The organism is Nitrospira sp. T9 (assembly GCF_052156535.1).
In the GTDB taxonomy this organism is placed as follows: Bacteria; Nitrospirota; Nitrospiria; order Nitrospirales; family UBA8639; genus Nitrospira_E.
Window position 1 is genome coordinate 25,767 of the sequence record NZ_JBQKUP010000019.1, and the last position, 16,330, is coordinate 42,096.

12 protein-coding genes are annotated in these 16,330 nt (G+C 48.3%); 9 read left to right on the forward strand and 3 right to left on the reverse strand.

Translation table 11 applies throughout. The features are described from left to right. Window position 1: 1 nt before the first annotated feature. Entirely contained in the window at window positions 2-472 is a 471-nt protein-coding gene (locus ACTRXD_RS01515) for a group I truncated hemoglobin (RefSeq protein WP_442430113.1), read from the reverse strand. Window positions 473-879: 407 nt separating this feature from the next. Here ACTRXD_RS01515 and ppnN point away from each other — a divergent pair, with 407 nt between their 5' ends. From ppnN to ACTRXD_RS01545, 6 genes are all read left to right on the forward strand, one after another. Continuing rightward, window positions 880-2,289 carry a nucleotide 5'-monophosphate nucleosidase PpnN gene (gene ppnN, locus ACTRXD_RS01520; protein ID WP_442430114.1) on the forward strand — a complete coding sequence of 470 codons (1,410 nt, stop codon included), beginning with the start codon at window positions 880-882 and terminating at the stop codon, window positions 2,287-2,289. Between the two features lie 1,063 nt (window positions 2,290-3,352). Then, window positions 3,353-3,760 carry a DUF4168 domain-containing protein gene (locus ACTRXD_RS01525; RefSeq protein WP_442430115.1) on the forward strand — a complete coding sequence of 136 codons (408 nt, stop codon included), beginning with the start codon at window positions 3,353-3,355 and terminating at the stop codon, window positions 3,758-3,760. A 115-nt stretch (window positions 3,761-3,875) separates the two neighbouring features. Then, entirely contained in the window at window positions 3,876-4,502 is a 627-nt protein-coding gene (locus ACTRXD_RS01530; RefSeq protein ID WP_442430116.1) for a hypothetical protein, read from the forward strand. 782 nt (window positions 4,503-5,284) lie between these two features. Continuing rightward, window positions 5,285-6,262, forward strand: a complete 978-nt coding sequence (locus tag ACTRXD_RS01535; protein WP_442430117.1) for a lipase family protein — start codon at window positions 5,285-5,287, stop codon at window positions 6,260-6,262. Window positions 6,263-6,930: 668 nt separating this feature from the next. After that, window positions 6,931-7,254, forward strand: coding sequence for an RNA recognition motif domain-containing protein (locus ACTRXD_RS01540; protein ID WP_312645020.1), 324 nt, complete (start codon window positions 6,931-6,933; stop codon window positions 7,252-7,254). A 398-nt stretch (window positions 7,255-7,652) separates the two neighbouring features. After that, the gene (locus ACTRXD_RS01545) at window positions 7,653-9,785 is read left to right on the forward strand and encodes a spermidine synthase (protein WP_442430118.1); all 2,133 of its coding nucleotides are present in this window, start codon (window positions 7,653-7,655) and stop codon (window positions 9,783-9,785) included. Window positions 9,786-10,048: 263 nt separating this feature from the next. Here ACTRXD_RS01545 and ACTRXD_RS01550 read toward each other — a convergent pair whose 3' ends face one another. Next, window positions 10,049-10,420: a response regulator gene (locus ACTRXD_RS01550; protein ID WP_442430119.1), complete on the reverse strand. Its 372-nt coding sequence runs from the start codon at window positions 10,418-10,420 to the stop codon at window positions 10,049-10,051. A 556-nt stretch (window positions 10,421-10,976) separates the two neighbouring features. Here ACTRXD_RS01550 and ACTRXD_RS01555 point away from each other — a divergent pair. The 3 genes from ACTRXD_RS01555 (at window position 10,977) to ACTRXD_RS01565 (ending at window position 15,807) form a co-directional block, all read left to right on the forward strand. Further along, entirely contained in the window at window positions 10,977-11,567 is a 591-nt protein-coding gene (locus ACTRXD_RS01555; RefSeq protein WP_442430120.1) for an RNA polymerase sigma factor, read from the forward strand. A 305-nt stretch (window positions 11,568-11,872) separates the two neighbouring features. Next, a complete protein-coding gene (locus tag ACTRXD_RS01560; RefSeq protein WP_442430121.1) occupies window positions 11,873-12,898 on the forward strand; it encodes a FecR family protein in 1,026 nt (341 codons plus the stop codon). Window positions 12,899-13,242: 344 nt separating this feature from the next. Continuing rightward, the gene (locus tag ACTRXD_RS01565; protein ID WP_442430122.1) at window positions 13,243-15,807 is read left to right on the forward strand and encodes a TonB-dependent siderophore receptor; all 2,565 of its coding nucleotides are present in this window, start codon (window positions 13,243-13,245) and stop codon (window positions 15,805-15,807) included. Between the two features lie 163 nt (window positions 15,808-15,970). Here ACTRXD_RS01565 and ACTRXD_RS01570 read toward each other — a convergent pair whose 3' ends face one another. Beyond that, on the reverse strand, window positions 15,971-16,327 hold the full coding sequence (locus tag ACTRXD_RS01570) for a DUF3325 domain-containing protein (protein ID WP_442430123.1): 357 nt from the start codon (window positions 16,325-16,327) through the stop codon (window positions 15,971-15,973). Window positions 16,328-16,330 lie beyond the last annotated feature (3 nt).

Below are 16,330 nucleotides of genomic sequence, written 5' to 3' on the forward strand. Positions count from 1 at the left end.
TTTAACTTTTCCGTTCAACAATATAGGATCGCAGATTGCCGATTTTGGTCATCACCTCATCATGTTCCCGCTCAGGAACTTTAAATTCCTTGAGTGTCGCAGCCAAATGGTTAACCACGATATCGAACTCCGTGTCGGTGATTCCCAAACCCTTATGGGTCAGTTCTAGTGGTCGATTGATCTTCTGGCAGGGTCCCCCTGTGCTAAAGCACAAGAGGTTTTTGTTTTTTTGGCGTAATTGATCCCGGGTGTCAGTTCCCATTCCCACAAAAAACCGACCCACGACCGGGTCGTCCCAAACCTTTGTTAAAAAGACATCAACGACGGCAGAGATGGCATTATAGCCTCCCAGACGGTCATATAGGGATTTTTCTGTATTGGCAAAACTGAGATGCTGAAAAACCCCTACCCATAAGAAGATGGCTGTAAGGCCAAGAATAAGTGGGAAGCGAGGCAAAGAACGTTCCTTCATGCAATTTTCTCCTTGTTGAAACAAGAGCCCAATTTTTGATGAAACCCGTTAGGAATGACTTGGGGAGTGAGAGCACCTTTTTAAAAGTCAGGGCAAAAGGGAGGGAACGCAAAAGCCCAAGAGATTACTGGTAAAGAGGTGCATAATCTCGATTTCCCCTCGTGATCATATCGAACACTGCCTTCGCCTGACTACCCTCAACGAATTTTCCAGATTCTTGACATAATCGTAGCACGATATATTTTACCGGATGTGTTCCCATGTCATTTGCGCAATAGGGCGTGTTCCGACACCGCCCATAGAGCCTGAACACGTTGGTGTGATAAATTGACTTCTTCCTCGTGGCCAGCATTGGGCAACGTTCACACAAAAAGGGTTCTCATTTGACTAAGAGCTAGGGCGTAAGAATGGAAAACAATCGAGAGTACATAACATCGAAGCGTACATCCTCAGGTCAGGGCGTGAGTGTGAGCATCACCCCGGATACCTCAATGCACATGCTGTCGCAGCACGAAGTTGAGAAGCTCAGGGAGACCAGTGAGGGCGGCCTTCATGAAATTTTCAGAAGCAGTGCCTTAGCGGTTCTGACGAGTGGCAATGATACGGACGACACGAAAGCATTTTTCGCGCGCTATGCAGATTTTGACATTGCCTTGGAGCAACGGGATCGCGGAGTGAAGCTTGAGCTCATCAATGCTCCGGCCAGTGCGTTTGTGGATGGGAAGATTATTCAAGGGATTAAAGAGCATCTCTTTTCGGTGTTACGTGACATCATCTATGTCCATAATGAAATACATCACAATAAAAAATTTGATTTAACGACATCCAATGGGATCACCAATGCGATTTTCCATATCTTACGGAACGCCGAGATCATTCATTCTGTTGATGATCCACATTTGGTGGTGTGCTGGGGAGGCCATTCGATTAGTGAGGTGGAATATCGTTACACGAAAGAAGTGGGGCATCAATTAGGTTTGCGTTCCATGGATATTTGCACGGGCTGTGGGCCAGGGGCCATGAAGGGACCGATGAAGGGAGCCACGATTGCTCACGCGAAACAACGTATTAAAAACGGGCGATATTTGGGCATTACGGAACCGGGCATCATTACGGCTGAAGCTCCGAATCCCATTGTGAATGAACTGGTTATCATGCCGGATATTGAAAAACGCCTTGAAGCGTTTGTGCGTGTCGGACATGGGTTTATCGTATTTCCCGGCGGGGCGGGGACCTTGGAAGAGATTCTTTATCTCCTCGGCGTTCTGTTGCACCCAAACAATAATGAGGTGCCCTTTCCGCTTATCTTTACCGGCCCCAAAGGCAGTGCCAGCTATTTTGGCACGATTGATACCTTTATCAAGCAAACGCTCGGCCCTCAAGCCGCGCAACGATATCAAATCATCATTGACGATCCTCAGCGTGGGGCCTATGAAATGACAACAGGCATGCAACGCGTACGGGAATTTCGAAAACACACCCATGACGCCTTCTATTTCAACTGGCATCTAACCATCGACCATGAATTTCAAAAACCGTTTGAGCCCACACATGAGTCGATGGCGGAATTGGATCTCCATGTCGACCAACCCATCCATATGTTGGCCGCGAATTTGCGTCGGGCATTTTCAGGAATCGTCGCCGGTCATGTGAAGTCGCAAGTGCTCAATGCCATTGAAAAAAATGGGCCATTTACCATACACGGGGATTCAACGATTATGAAACTCATGGATGAACTCCTGCAATCCTTCATCAATCAGCATCGCATGAAAATTGATCAACAGAACTTCAAGCCATGTTATGAAATTATCGCTTAGTCGTCACATGTCATGCTTCGCTGCTTGAGTGGTAGTGCTCTCTGAAATTGAAGAGGAGAGTCCCCCTGTTATTTGCAGGCAGATCCAGGAGGGAATTGCAGAGAAGGACTTTTCGCATTTGGACTCATACTGGGTTGAAGAATGCTACTCACCATCTTCCTGTTTTTCCCGGTTATCCCCCCTCAATCATGCCTGGTATTCTCAAATAGCATGCAGTCGTGATTTTCTTGCGAAAAGAGATTCTCGGTAATTAAATCGCCTGCCCTTCCCATACTTTTCTGTGATGACTCTATTGGTCAAATAATCTGAGCCAAGATGTTGGCGAGAGATGTGAGACGAAATGCCTATATTTCGAGAATGCTCCGGGCCCTTTATTAAGAAATGGGTATAGGGCATGTGGTTCAATCCATCTCATATCATTTGATATTCTGCCTAGCGTCATTGATCGAGCATGGTCCCTCCATTCTGGTGTTCCCTTTGAGATATATCAACTTCTCTCTGGGTTTTCCCTTTGTGAATACGACGAAAAATTCTTTTTCAACAATGGAATTCACGCAAAAGTGATCTCTATACGAAAGTAAAAATACCAAGTCAATGGATAAGATATGGATTCTTAATGCGGACACTCCCAATGACTCCCCAATGACTATTCAAGTTTTCCCAGTTTATTTTCGTTTGAAACTGTAGGGATTCAGGTGCATTCGTAGGGTCCTCCCTACGCTACTTGTAGAAAAATCAGGATCACCCAAAAAGAAACCTTCGAGGCGGATTTTGCGCCCATGACTTAAGTTATGCCTTACAAAATGGTACTCCCGCACTTCGGCCGCTGATTTTGGCCTGGCTTTTGCCTTATATGCAAAAGTATGGGATGGAAAATTCGGTTATGAATGGGTTTCCTATCTCATTCATTGTTCTAGGAGAAGAAATGATTTTTCGGGAGAACCCCTACTTGAGTTTGCGGCGTTTCCGTATTGAAAAGATAACAAGCCCTGACAGGTATGAATGGTTACTCGATCTCAGCTTGCTGGGGAATATTTAATCAAACTAACAAAGGAGAGCTGGTATGAATTCCATGGCAACGAGTTTACGGAAATTGAGTGTGCTGCTGGTGATTCCGAGTCTATGTGGCTTGGGACTTTTTTCTGTGGTACATGCGCAAAATGTTAATGCTCAACCTCAGAAAGTTGAATCCCAACCTATGCAGAAGGAATTGATTGGGCCGAATCTTGAACCCTTTGCTGGAGCCTACAAGGAAATTTCCCAAATCCATACGACATACAAGGAGCGAATCATCCAGGCAGGTGACCCCACCAAAAGTGAAGCTCTTCAAGAAGAGGCTAACCGGAAGATGAGTCAGGCCGTGACAGATCATGGATTGACCATCAAGGACTACAATACAATTTTTCAATCAATCCAAGATGACCCGGCCCTCAAGGAAGAATTCATGACGGTACTGAATCGAACGCAGTAAAAGAATGTCATAATCCCCGCTCTACTCGAATTTTTAATAAAGAATAACGTCTCAAACGACAAAAACCCGGTTTCTCAGAGTGGGAGAGGCAAAAGGGTCAATTGGGGAGGGAGCAATGTCAGCAATGTATCAGATTTTTGGACAAACAGCGGCCTTAATTATGTTGCTTGTCAGCAGTGGATGTGCGGACTCATCCACTGACCCTGCTTCCCAAGAGCCTAAGGTAGATCAGTCAGGATTTACCGCAAGCCTATCCGGATCTGTGAGTGGTGAAGTGTCGGGGGAAGGTGTGGTGACCTACCTGCCCCCCAAGGAAGGGGACCCCGTGACTGGAGTGCGCCCCGGCTACTTTTTGGTTGCGAATCTCAATTCAGATAGGAATGACAAAAGAGAGTTTCTTATAATTTTTCGAGTCCCTGGTGAGGCACAGCCTGGCGATTATGATTTGGTGGCACCCGATCCTTTGAGGGTGGGTGAAAATTTTGAGGTGCAGGTTGAAATGGTAGAAGAAGGAAGATCCACTTCATACCAATCCAATACCGAGGGGACCATTACTTTAGAGGATTTCGCTCCTAACAGTGGTGGTTCCGGTGGTAGTAATATTACCGGAACATTTCAATTTGTGACGGAAAACAGCGAAGGGGGGCAGATTTCAGCCACGGGCACATTTGATTTGCCTTTAGGTAGGAGGGTTGTATTTCAGGATTCAGCCTATTCCGGAAAGGATGTGTCGAAGGGCTGAGGGAATGCCCCATTGTCGCCTGTTTGAAAAATTAGAAGACGGACCTGTATGTAGGTTGAAGGCCAACATGGGTTTTAAAAGTGTATCTTTGGTTTAGTTCCTCCTAAGCGAAGGTAGAATAGTGTGCGATCGCCATTTCGTTTAGCCACTAAACCTTTCCTGACCGGCCCCATTCCTGTCCTGTTGATCAATGACATATTCGCGTGGTGATGGTCTCTCGGATCCAGGATTCCTACCCGTTTCATGTCTAGCAGGGTGTTGAAAGTTGGCCAGCTGCGTTCTCTACCTTCGCCGGAGCGGGTACGGGCAAGCCGGTCGGCTCTGTGTCGTGCACGTATTCCTTTGTACGCTCAGCCCGCCAAAGCGCATGCGGCCTTGCTGGACGGGCCTGTTTGAACATCCTGCCGTTGGTGACTAAAGTCCCTGAAGTGTTGAGTCAATATAGACCTTTACATGTTTTTGAGTTTCAGCAGGCTGCTAGCTTTTAATTGACAATTTTGGCACAGTTCAAATATAGGATTCCCGCCACGAGCAGCGGGAAAAAATGAGTGATTCAAAATTTTCTATTCCCCATTAGAATCCAGCAATCGCAATGTCTGTGGTCAAACTTCAAAGAGCGTTCCTTCTCCTCGGTAAAAGATGCACCGTAGGGTTTGACTTCTCCTCCATTGATGCCTTTTCCAGGCAAATTATAAACGTCATCGTTTGGAATCACTCTGTGGCAATGGACCTGTTTCCAGTCACATGGGAACATAAGTTCAGTCCATAACAAGTCTCAGCCCATGCCGAAGATTATTCCTCGTCCCAATATAGAGGTGGTGTTACCTCCCAATTTGAACCATAAATATTTCGCCGATGCCAGCCAACATCCATTCCGGTTTAAGTCCCAAAGCTTTCAATTGGCGAATGCCTGGTGGTTGGCGGAAGCCGCCTTGCTGGCGTATGCCGAAAATGAATTTGCTATTCCTCAATACACTAAGGCCGGCTTGATCGTGGAAGGCAATCAGCCCTTTAGTAATGGTGGAAGTACCCAATGCTATGTGGCCCATACCCAGGATATTGTGATTGTGGCCTTTCGCGGCACGCAGGTGCTGAAGCCGGTAGGAGGTAAGCTCCCTGGTGAGATCTGGCGCCAGGTAGTCAAGGATTTGTGGACGGACGGAAAATTTCGGTTAATCGTATCTGGTCAAGGTGGGTCTGTGCATGAAGGCTTTAAAAAGGCATTGGACGAAGTGTGGGAACCACTCCAGGCGTATTTGAATGGATTGAAAGAGGAAAAGCCAAATCGAACTTTTTGGTTTACCGGCCATAGTCTTGGCGCGGCTCTGGCGACATTAGCTGCCGACCGCTATGGTGATGTGCAAGGGCTCTACACCTTTGGGTCTCCTTTGGTAGGGGATGAGAGCTTTGCGAGGGATTTCTATGTCAGTGGGTATCGATTTGTGAACAATAATGATGTGGTTGCTCGAATACCACTCTGGGGTCCCAATGCGTTGAACTTGATGAAGTGGGGTCGTTATGAACATGTAGGTCTCCTTAAATACATCGATGAAACTGGAAAGCTTTTCGATAATCCCTCCATGTTGGAAAGGGTACAGCGTGGTGTGGGAGGCCAGGTTCAACTTCTTCGTGAGGTGATGAATCAATGGTCCAATGGCGAGTTCAGTGACATACCCATTGATTGTTTCAATGATCATGCTCCCCTGTATTATGCCCTTCGTATTTGGAATTGTTATGAGCAGGAACTCCAAGGTGTCTAGGAGTAAATTTCCCTCAGGTTTCCAATGTGAATGCTGTTTCTGTGACTTTATTACATCAGGGGAAGCACATTGAATGGGCCAGTCACTCCTGTGGTATATTTATTCTCTTCGTTTCGTTAAAAAATGAAACGTATGCCTCTCTCTTCACGACGACAAATCGGTTATCTAAGCCAGGGTAGCTGAGGGGAAATCCGTTCATTTGGGCAAGGAACAGCCTGACCATTTGGGAATTCCGCGAAAAATTAGTGTGGAAGCCGATGGGAAATTCTGATTTGGATACTGTATTTCCGGCGCGTTTTCACACGGTACTTTCGTGCCAGAAAGGGATGGCTTTCTCGTAGAACCCTGAAAATGTTAAAGAAAAAGACTTTCTCGCTTCAATTGCTCAGAGCCAGGCTTATATTTCAGTCAAATTTTCCGCCCCCTCTTTCTGGAATTGGCTATCTTCTTCCGTTCTCTTGTGCTAGTTTGAATGAACTTAACGCCTAGGGCTTGGCGATGAGCAATCAAATTACCAAAGCCCGTAACCGGTGTTGTTTTGCCCGAGAGATTACTCGAAAAGTGTCTGTCCACTGTCGCATGAATGCAGCGTCCGCGGCCTACTCCTTCTCCAGGTTTTACCCTTTCTCGAGCCTAAGACAATATCATTTTTCAAAAGGAGGACCCCCATGGGTTCAAAATTGTATGTAGGTGGTTTGCCGTATTCCGCGACTCAAGCAGAATTAACCGACTTGTTTTCGGCACACGGCACGGTCGAGTCAGCCAATGTCATCAGCGACAAGTTCACCGGCCAATCGCGCGGGTTCGGATTTGTCGAAATGTCTTCGGGAGAGGAAGCGCAAGCGGCAATTTCAGCCCTGAATTCTACTGAGTTTGGTGGCCGCACATTGACGGTCAACGAAGCTAAACCCCAAGCTCCACGCACGGGTGGTGGAGGGTATGGTGGCGGCGGTGGAGATTTTGGCGGCGATAAACGTCGCAGCCGGTTCTAACCAGAACACCAATACGTTTCATAAAAGGGAGAGGTCAATACGATCTCTCCCTTTTTTTGTCAAAATTCAGCAGTTGGAATGTATGGTCTAATCCAAATGTGCCACATTAAACCTGTGGAGCGTGGATCGTCTAGGAAAAGGATAGTATGATGCCCGACATTTAGGCCATTTGTTTAATAGGGGATGGCTTGGCGGAGCACGCAGATAGAATTAATGGTTCCCGTCTCAGGGCACATCGGTTCGATGCTTAACGCGTTTCAGGGTGGACCGAGTGCATGGATATGAACCGAATGAAGAGTTGATCGTGTGAGAGGCAGGCGTAATCCGGCCATGACCATGCAAAATCGGCTGCGTGTATGAACAATGCCCCATCGCCACCGTCTGTCAACATGAAGGTCATGACTTCCTTCCCACCAAAAATGCCCCAGGTATCTGTCCTCCCGTATGCCATTGCGATCTTTCTCAGTGCCTTTCTGCTGTTTCAAGTAGAGCCCATCATCGCCCGGTATATTCTTCCCTGGTTTGGAGGCACCCCGGCGGTCTGGACGACGTGCATGCTCTTCTTTCAGGTCTTTCTTCTGGTCGGGTATGCCTATGCCCATTTTCTCGCAAGCTATCTCTCTCCTCGGCACCAGGCGCTGGTTCACCTGGGTCTGGTGGTGTGTTCTCTGGTTTTTCTCCCTATCACCCCAGGGGATGGATGGAAGCCGGATGGCACACAAAATCCGATGCTGACGATTATTCTCCTTCTCATGGTGACTATTGGGGTGCCGTTTCTCCTCATCTCGGCCTCTGGCCCTCTCCTGCAACATTGGTTCAATCGAGTCCATCCCACTGTGTCACCCTATCGGCTTTTCGCCTTATCAAATCTGGGCTCACTCTTGGGATTGGTCTCCTATCCTTTTTTTATCGAGCCGCAACTGGGTTTGCGTATGCAGGCCCTCTTCTGGTCGGCCGGGTACGGCCTGTATGCGGTCATGTGTGCCTGGGGCGCCAGGCCGCTGTTTCGATTAGCCAGGAGGAGCGGATTCTCAGAAAATCCTGAGTATAGACCAGACAAGAAGCCGGGTCTGCCTGAGAATCTTCTGACCCTCGCTCTCGCAGCTTGCGGATCAGTTGTCCTCCTCGCAAGCACGAATCAGATTTGTCGGGATATCGCGGTCATCCCGTTTCTTTGGGTCCTCCCGCTGGGTCTTTACCTAATCTCCTTCATTCTATGTTTCGATCACCCGCGATGGTACGACCGACGGGTCTGGGTGCCCGTGTTGCTGGTATTGCTCCCCGCAGTCGTCTACCTGCTGCACCAGGAATATGCGGAGACGGAGATCAATATCTACCTCCAGATTTTCATCTATTCGGCCGTCCTTTTTGCCTGCTGCATGGTGTGCCATGGCGAACTGGTTCGCTTGAAGCCTCCCGCCAAATTTCTCACATCCTTCTATCTCATGGTCGCGTTGGGAGGTGCGTTGGGTGGGGTGTTTGTCAACCTGGTCGCACCCGTTCTCTTTCAAGGATACTGGGAATTTCATTTTGGGCTGGTGGCCACGATGATGCTCCTGGGAATCTGCCTGTTTCGAACGAGGGATCCGCTCAAATCGCCACTCATGCTCTGGTCGGAAAGGGTTGTGTTTGTTGCGGGAATTGCCACTCTTACAGGTTTTCTGGCACTGCATATTCACGAGCAGCAAGCGAGTACTATCCTGACATCGCGTAATTTTTACGGTGTCCTGCGAGTAAAGGAGACGGACAAAGGGACGAAGTCCGCCAGCCGTTTCCTCTATCACGGTCGAATCAACCATGGCCGGCAATTTCTGACTTCCCCCCGGCATTCTTACCCGACAGCCTATTACGGGCCGTTCAGTGGAATCAGCTTAGCCATCAGCCGTCATCCTCAACAACTGAGGTTGAACACCCTCAAGGACAGGAAAGGACAGGGGGGCCTGCGGGTTGGGAACATCGGGTTGGGGGTTGGCACCACAGCAGTGTATGCCCGGCCCGGCGATACGTATCGATTTTATGAAATCAATCCTGAGGTGGATCGATTGGCGAGGGAGTACTTCACGTTTCTCAAAGATGCCAAGGGATCCCAGCAGGTTGTCTTTGGAGATGGACGAATTTCCCTTGAGCGAGAATTGGAGAAGGGGCATCGACAGGATTTCGATATTTTAGCGGTGGATGCCTTCAGTGGCGACGGCATTCCGGTGCACCTGCTGACAATGGAGGCCTTTGCTCTCTACTGGGAGCATATACAACCCGACGGAATTCTCGCCCTTCATGTCTCGAATCGCCACTTTGACTTCAGCCCCGTAGTCCGGGCCTTGGCCAGAGAGTTCGGCAAGCAGGCGCTCTGGATCAAAGACGTGGCTGACCCTGAGAAAGGGAATAGCTATAGTGATTGGATCCTGGTCACGAACAACCAGGCGTTTTTAAAAGACCCCTTCGTCAACTTCCGGATTGCACCCTGGCGATCCCTCGAGGAAATCCTCTGGACAGACGACTACAGCAATCTTTTTCAAGTGGTGGCGCCCTGACCTGTCCTCTGGCGTGATTGTTCTTGTAGCATGTGATTGTGGGTGGTTGACCATGTCTCAGAGCATGGTTCACAGACCCCTTCGGATACCGTATCGGTGCTTCGATCGAATTCTTTTGACGGTACCCTCTTTTCTCCATACTTCAAAGAGCCCGGTTTCCAGGCTGAATATATGCTTCTCTGTGAAACCTGTCACCTCACGGATAAGCTAAACTATTACAATCTTTTGGAGATGAGGAACGCCGGAAGTGCCCTCTCCACGAATTACGGCGTTTTGAGGGCTTTATTAACCATCCCGACAAAATCTGAAAAATTGTACGGTTTGTTAAATACGGCCAGAGCTCCCGCCTCATTTGCCCGTTGGTACATCTCGTCGGTGATATTTCCCGAATACAGAATGAAAGGGATAAAGCCAAATGAAGGGTTGGCTTTTACCTGGAGGAGTAAGTCCATGCCGGTCATGACCGGCATGTGGTTATCGGAAACGATGAGATCTATGCTCGGCCCTTGCTCCAACCTAGCCAGGGCGACGGCTCCGTGTTCGGCTTCCTCGCAGGAATACCCATGGTGTTCAAGAAAATGTTTCATGGCTTTCCTGGCCATCTCATGATCATCGACAAGAAGAATGCGTTTCATAATGGACGATCTGTTCCAGAAAGGTTAGGACCATTCTATCCTTAATAAAGCAAAAGACCGAGTCTCTTCGATCGAAGCGAGCTTTATCGGAGAGGATTTACTGTATTCTCTTCTTTTAATAATTTCAAAGGCGGTGTGATGGAGAAGGGATATGGCAATTTATCTTATTGGAGATTTCCCACGGCTGGGAAATCTGTTCAAGGTAGATTCGGGTCAGGGCCGGCAGGTGTTTTCCCCTGAACGTAGATTCCTTTGAAATGCAGTACTCTCGTTTGCGTAGTTTTAGGGGGTATTGACGAAGTGGCAATATTTATAATAATAATAACAATCAATATCAATTTTTGATTTCTACAAGGAAACAACCTCTGTAGCACGATGGAGACTTCTTTCTATTGAAATGATGTAATTGAATTACAACACTGCCGCGCTTTTTAGATAGTGTGAGGCTAGAGATCCGAGAGACCAAAGCCCAATGGTGCAATTGCACATTGGGCTTTTTTTATGGATTGGAAAAGAGGGTTCCTTGGGCAATGAATACAACTTTAAGGGATGACATATGTCTTGGAATCAGAAAGGGCATCAATATGAAGAACCTTATCCCGGATATCGGACAAACATGTATATGATCCAGTTACAGGTGGCACACATATTTGATCAGCATAAACAAGATGTGAAGCGTTTTCTCATCAGTCGTGTCGCTTGTGAAGCAACCGCTGCGGATCTGACCCAGGAAACCTTCCTCCGCTTATCTCAATTATCGGATCTTCAGTCGATTCGCAATATTCGGTCCTACCTTTTTCGCATTGCCGCAAATTTGGCGACGGATCACCTCCGAACTCAGATACGATGGAAAATGGCGTCATCGGAAGAGGAGCCTCTCCTGCTTGAGAAACCGGATACCTCATCCACTCCGGAATCGGTTCTGTTAGCAAAAGAAGAACTGAGGATTGTCATTCGGGCTATTGAGGAATTGTCGCCGTTGTGTCGGGAAATATTTTTGTTGAATCGATATGAAGGTCTTGCGCATCGTGAAATCGCGAACCGGTTGAATGTCTGCATGAGTACCGTTGAAAAAAATATTGCCCGCGCGTTGAATCAATGCCGTCGCCGACTGAATGAGGCGACAGAATTCTCCGAAAAACCCTAGCCGGTTTTCCCAAAAATCCTCTTATTCAATTTCAAGGGTCCTGAACACTCTCATAATCCTGAAATTTATCCAGCCTCCTGCCCGGGTTTTCAAGTACACCGTTGGGTCCGATTAAAACTGGCGCAGCCCTTTTGCCATTCGATCAATCTCCATCCGTGGACCATAAAAGGATAGTGAGGTGTAACCGCTTCTGTGCCACCATCCGGTTTTTGTCGATTGAATCGTTCTTATAGTGAATTTCTTAAACAACACAGGGTATTATCCGATGCAAAATATTCAAAAGGTGTGGAAGGGGAAATTGCCTGATGTCGGGCACTGATTATCCGGACAGCGAACACGATCGTCTTGAAGCGGAAGCCGTGACGTGGTTGGTCCGCCTCACATCAGGGGAGACGACTGAGAATGACCGTCGTGCGGCGGATTTGTGGCGCCGACAAAGTTTGGCGCATCAGCGAGCCTTCGAAAAGGCATCCCGGCTTTGGGATGGAATGGAACCCTTGCGAGATTCACTGATCAGTCCGGACAGATCCCGGGAAGTCCGCAGACAGCTCCTGCAGACAGTCGGCGATTCTCTTTCCACATCACCATATAATAACCGTCAGAGCTGGTGGGTCTGGAAAGCGATTGTCGCCGCTATGGCGGTAGTGGCTCTTTCCTATACTCTTCAATCCAATTTTCTCAACTACTGGGGGGCTGATTATTCCACCGGAACGGGAGAACAGGCCACATGGGAATTGACGGACGGCAGTATTGTCCGGTTAAACACACATGCTGCGGTCAATCTTACCTATTCGCCAAAAATACGGGGTGTGGACCTGCTGGATGGAGAGGTTGCGTTTCGTGTCGCCAAGGATCCTTCACGACCCTTTATTGTGCAGGCCAACCAAGGAACGATTCGGGCTGTCGGGACGGAATTCTTCGTCTATAAGTTGGATCACTCTGTCCGCGTGACGGTGATAGAAGGTGTCGTTGATGTATCGATTCCCCCAGGGCATGGACAGCCCAACTCCTCTGCGCGTCTACAAGCCGGTCAGAGCGTTCAATTCGGGGACGAATCAGGATTAGGCGAAGTAAAAAAGGTCGATTTACGCGTGGTTACAGCCTGGCAGCGTGGAAGACTTATTTTTGAAGCTGTTCCCTTGACTGAGGTGGTGGAAGAGATCAATCGTTACCGCTCCGGACACATCCTTATTGTCAACGATACCCTTCGAAAACATTTGGTCAGCGGTGTATTCGATCTTGATAGTTTAGACTCCGCTGTGACCACGATTGAGCGGACCTTGCCTATTGCCTCACTGCATCTCACCGATCGCCTTATTATCCTTCAGTAAGATTGTCTCCTCACCCAATCAACTCCATTCACTCAACAAACCTTCTTGGGAAAAAAGACATTTGTTCGACTTTTGCGGGGAGAGATCCCTCCAGCAAAATTTTTGCATTTTGTCTGTCTGGGTTTCTTCTGCTGAACCGTCTTGTGAAGTAGGCATGTTCAAAGGAGGCTGATCTTCTTTGTCCTAAGTGCTCACTTTCAAATCGAAATTTTAAAGAGAAGCGGTGCTTTCTTCTTGAGCGGCGCTTGGCCAGCAACCTGAAGAGTTAGCGGCATGGTCCATCATTTTATGCTTTATACATACCATACCTCATTCACATGATGATTTAGGAAGGAAGTGAAACGATGTCAAAAATTAGAGTAGGAGCACAAAGACACAAAGCAAAGGAGTTCAGGCGAAAGCGAGTGTCAGGGTGGTTGATGGGGCTGACCTTGGTGATCCTCCAACTCCTGGGAAATTGGACGACCTCTGCATCCGCACAGGAATCTATCCGGTTCGACATTCCTTCGCAAGCTCTGAATACCGCACTTACAGCTTTTGCGGAACAAAGTTCATGGCAATTATTCTATAGCACGGAAATCGCGGAAGGTCTGCAGAACAAAGCCCTGTCGGGTGCGCATGAACCCGAATCCGCCCTGAAGCATTTACTGTCAGGGACAGGCCTCGAATATCGCATAACTGGTCCTCAGATCGTGAGGATTAGCAAAAGGGAGAATTCTGCAGTCTTGCCCCCTGTGCCTCTGGCGGATACTTCCGTACAACAATCCACTCAAAGCGTGAATGGCCAAACTTCCCAGCCTAGGACAGTGAAGGTGCCGGAGGTGGTGGTGAAGGATGTTCGTGATCGTCCGTACACAACCGAAGATGTGTCAAGTGCCTCAAGAATTCCTGTTCCCGTTCAGGAGATGCCCCGGTCGGTTGAAACGGTGACGAAGGAGGTGATCGAAGACCAGAAGGTCATTCGTATGAACGAGGCGCTTCGAAATGCAAGTGGTACCTATCAATCCAGTACACAAGGCGGTCAGGGCGGCACCTTCATTATACGGGGCTTTGCGTCCGATCTGAATGTGTTCAAGAACGGCTTTCGGGACGACAGCACGTTTAGTTCGCGAGCTCCACGCGACATCATCAACCTTGAGAGCATTGAAGTGGTAAAGGGTCCGCCGTCTTATCTTTACGGGCGATCCGATCCCGGTGGTGTGATCAATCAAATTACGAAAGCCCCTTTGAAGAACGCTTTCTATTCCGGAGAAATGATTGGCGGCAGTTATGAACTCTATCGACCGACGGTAGAACTCGGAGGGCCGTTGAACGAGAGTAAGACGTTGACCTATCGGTTCAATGGCATGTTCGAATCGGCGGAAAGTTATCGGGAGGGGGTCAAGTCGAAACGCGCTTTTCTCGCTCCGGTTTTCGGGTGGGACATCAGCTCGCGGACGACGTTCCGGCTTGAAGGTGAATATCTCTATAATAAGGCCCCTATCGATCGGGGGTTGGTGGCCATCGGTGACGGAGTCGCGCCGATCTCTATCAAAAGTTTCCTCGGCGACCCGACAAAAAAAGATGAGAATAATAGCGGAAAGGTCACCGCGACAGTTCTGCACGAATTCAATGATATGTTCACATGGCGCACTGCGTACAGAGGGGCCTGGACCAGCAGCCGATATGACTCTCTGGAGTCCTGGTTTTTGGTCGGTCCTGAAAGTGATGGAATCCTCGATCTGGCGCGATTTAAAATTCCGACAAACGTTTCAAGCAACTACATGCAAAACGAAGTCCACGGCAAGTTCTCAACCGGTTCAATTAAGCATAAGACTCTTTTTGGCATCGAACTGGGTCGAGAGAGTTCCTCGGCAAAAGCCTACTCAGATTTCGGTGGTGATACAACCACACCGGGAGGATTCAGCTACATTAATATTTTCGATACATCTGACAAGCAGTTCGTAGACATTCCTCTTGATGAATTCAGCCATACCAAACAAACCAACTACATTTTCGGTCTGTATTTTGGTGATCAAATCGACCTCCTGGAAAATCTCCATGTCCATGGAGGCGGTCGGTTCGATATCTTTGAACAGAAACTCACCAACCGCCCAACGGATTTTGATCCTGACACGAACAAGGATAAGCAAACCAAAAAGAGATTCAGTCCGTCGGTGGGTGTTACGTATCAACCGTGGAAGCCTATGGCCATCTTTGCCAATTACACAGAGTCCTTCGTGCCACAAGCAATCGGATCAAGAGGGATCGACGGAGAACTGTTTAAGCCTGAGCGTGGAAAAGCATGGGAAGGTGGTTTCAAATTCCAGTTTTTTGACAACAAATTGCGGGCTAACATGGCGGTGTTTCAGATCGACAAAACGAATGTGTTGACGGCCGACCCCGCCAACGGATTCGCATTTTCCCAGGCAACCGGCAAGCAGCGCAGCAGGGGGTTCGAATTTGACGTGGCGGGGACGATATTGCCTGGGTGGGAGATTATTGCCAACTATGCGTATACCGATACGCGGGTCCGCAAAGACGTCATGTTTAAAGAAGGAAGCCGAGTCTCCAACGTCCCTTTAAACCAGGGCAGCATATGGACAACCTACTTTTTCCAGGAAGGCGTGGTGAAAGGCTTCGGGGCCGGAATTGGCATATATGCGCAAGGCGAAAAAAATGGTGTCTTCGAATGCGAGGATCCGGCCAACTGCCAAGCACCGTTTGAGATGAAAGGCTATGTCAGAATGGATGCGGCATTGTATTACCGTAAGCCGAATTTTTCCCAAGGAACTAACCTGCTGGCTGCGGTGAATTTTACGAACCTTCTGGATCAACGGTACATGACCGGCAGCCAGAATTTTAGGGAGATCGTCTATACCGGTGCGCCTCTCACAGTGATTGGCTCTCTCAAGTTTGAGTTTTTCTAACGTTAACTAAGATGCATTTATATCTATTACGGCTAAGAACGAGGAAGGCGAGTTGATGATGTCAAACGTCTCTACATATATGAAACTCACATCTGAAGTATAATCTTGCAATGCAGTCAACAGTACATTAATTGATTGTAGAAAGGTAGATTGGTTCAAAGACTCAGAATTGTGGCTGAGTCCAGTGAATGAGGAGGATCAGGAGCACAGAAAAGAGGGAAAGGAATCCAAAAATCAGGGCGAGGCGTGGGGCATAGGAAAGCACAAAAATCAGCGTGAGCCCGCCCATGGACAGAAACCCTACCCAGTGGACCGGGCCAAACGACCATCCTGCCGTGGCAACTGCCACCACCAAGGATAGTCCCAGGATCAGGCAACCTACGATTTTCAGTATCAGCAGGACCGGGGACGGATTTGAAGGAAGGAATGACTGTCCCAGGATGGCTTGATAGTGCTTCGGCATGGCCAGGCATAAAGTGAATAATCCGCCATAGGAGAGTAGGAATACGAGAATGTCCATGTT

Coding starts and splice junctions, on each gene's coding strand:
- ACTRXD_RS01515 (WP_442430113.1), bottom strand. CDS start 472: ATGAAGGAACGTTCTTTGCCTCGCTTCCCACTTATTCTTGGCCTTACA.
- ppnN (WP_442430114.1), top strand. CDS start 880: ATGGAAAACAATCGAGAGTACATAACATCGAAGCGTACATCCTCAGGT.
- ACTRXD_RS01525 (WP_442430115.1), top strand. CDS start 3,353: ATGAATTCCATGGCAACGAGTTTACGGAAATTGAGTGTGCTGCTGGTG.
- ACTRXD_RS01530 (WP_442430116.1), top strand. CDS start 3,876: ATGTCAGCAATGTATCAGATTTTTGGACAAACAGCGGCCTTAATTATG.
- ACTRXD_RS01535 (WP_442430117.1), top strand. CDS start 5,285: ATGCCGAAGATTATTCCTCGTCCCAATATAGAGGTGGTGTTACCTCCC.
- ACTRXD_RS01540 (WP_312645020.1), top strand. CDS start 6,931: ATGGGTTCAAAATTGTATGTAGGTGGTTTGCCGTATTCCGCGACTCAA.
- ACTRXD_RS01545 (WP_442430118.1), top strand. CDS start 7,653: ATGACTTCCTTCCCACCAAAAATGCCCCAGGTATCTGTCCTCCCGTAT.
- ACTRXD_RS01550 (WP_442430119.1), bottom strand. CDS start 10,420: ATGAAACGCATTCTTCTTGTCGATGATCATGAGATGGCCAGGAAAGCC.
- ACTRXD_RS01555 (WP_442430120.1), top strand. CDS start 10,977: ATGTCTTGGAATCAGAAAGGGCATCAATATGAAGAACCTTATCCCGGA.
- ACTRXD_RS01560 (WP_442430121.1), top strand. CDS start 11,873: ATGTCGGGCACTGATTATCCGGACAGCGAACACGATCGTCTTGAAGCG.
- ACTRXD_RS01565 (WP_442430122.1), top strand. CDS start 13,243: ATGTCAAAAATTAGAGTAGGAGCACAAAGACACAAAGCAAAGGAGTTC.
- ACTRXD_RS01570 (WP_442430123.1), bottom strand. CDS start 16,327: ATGGACATTCTCGTATTCCTACTCTCCTATGGCGGATTATTCACTTTA.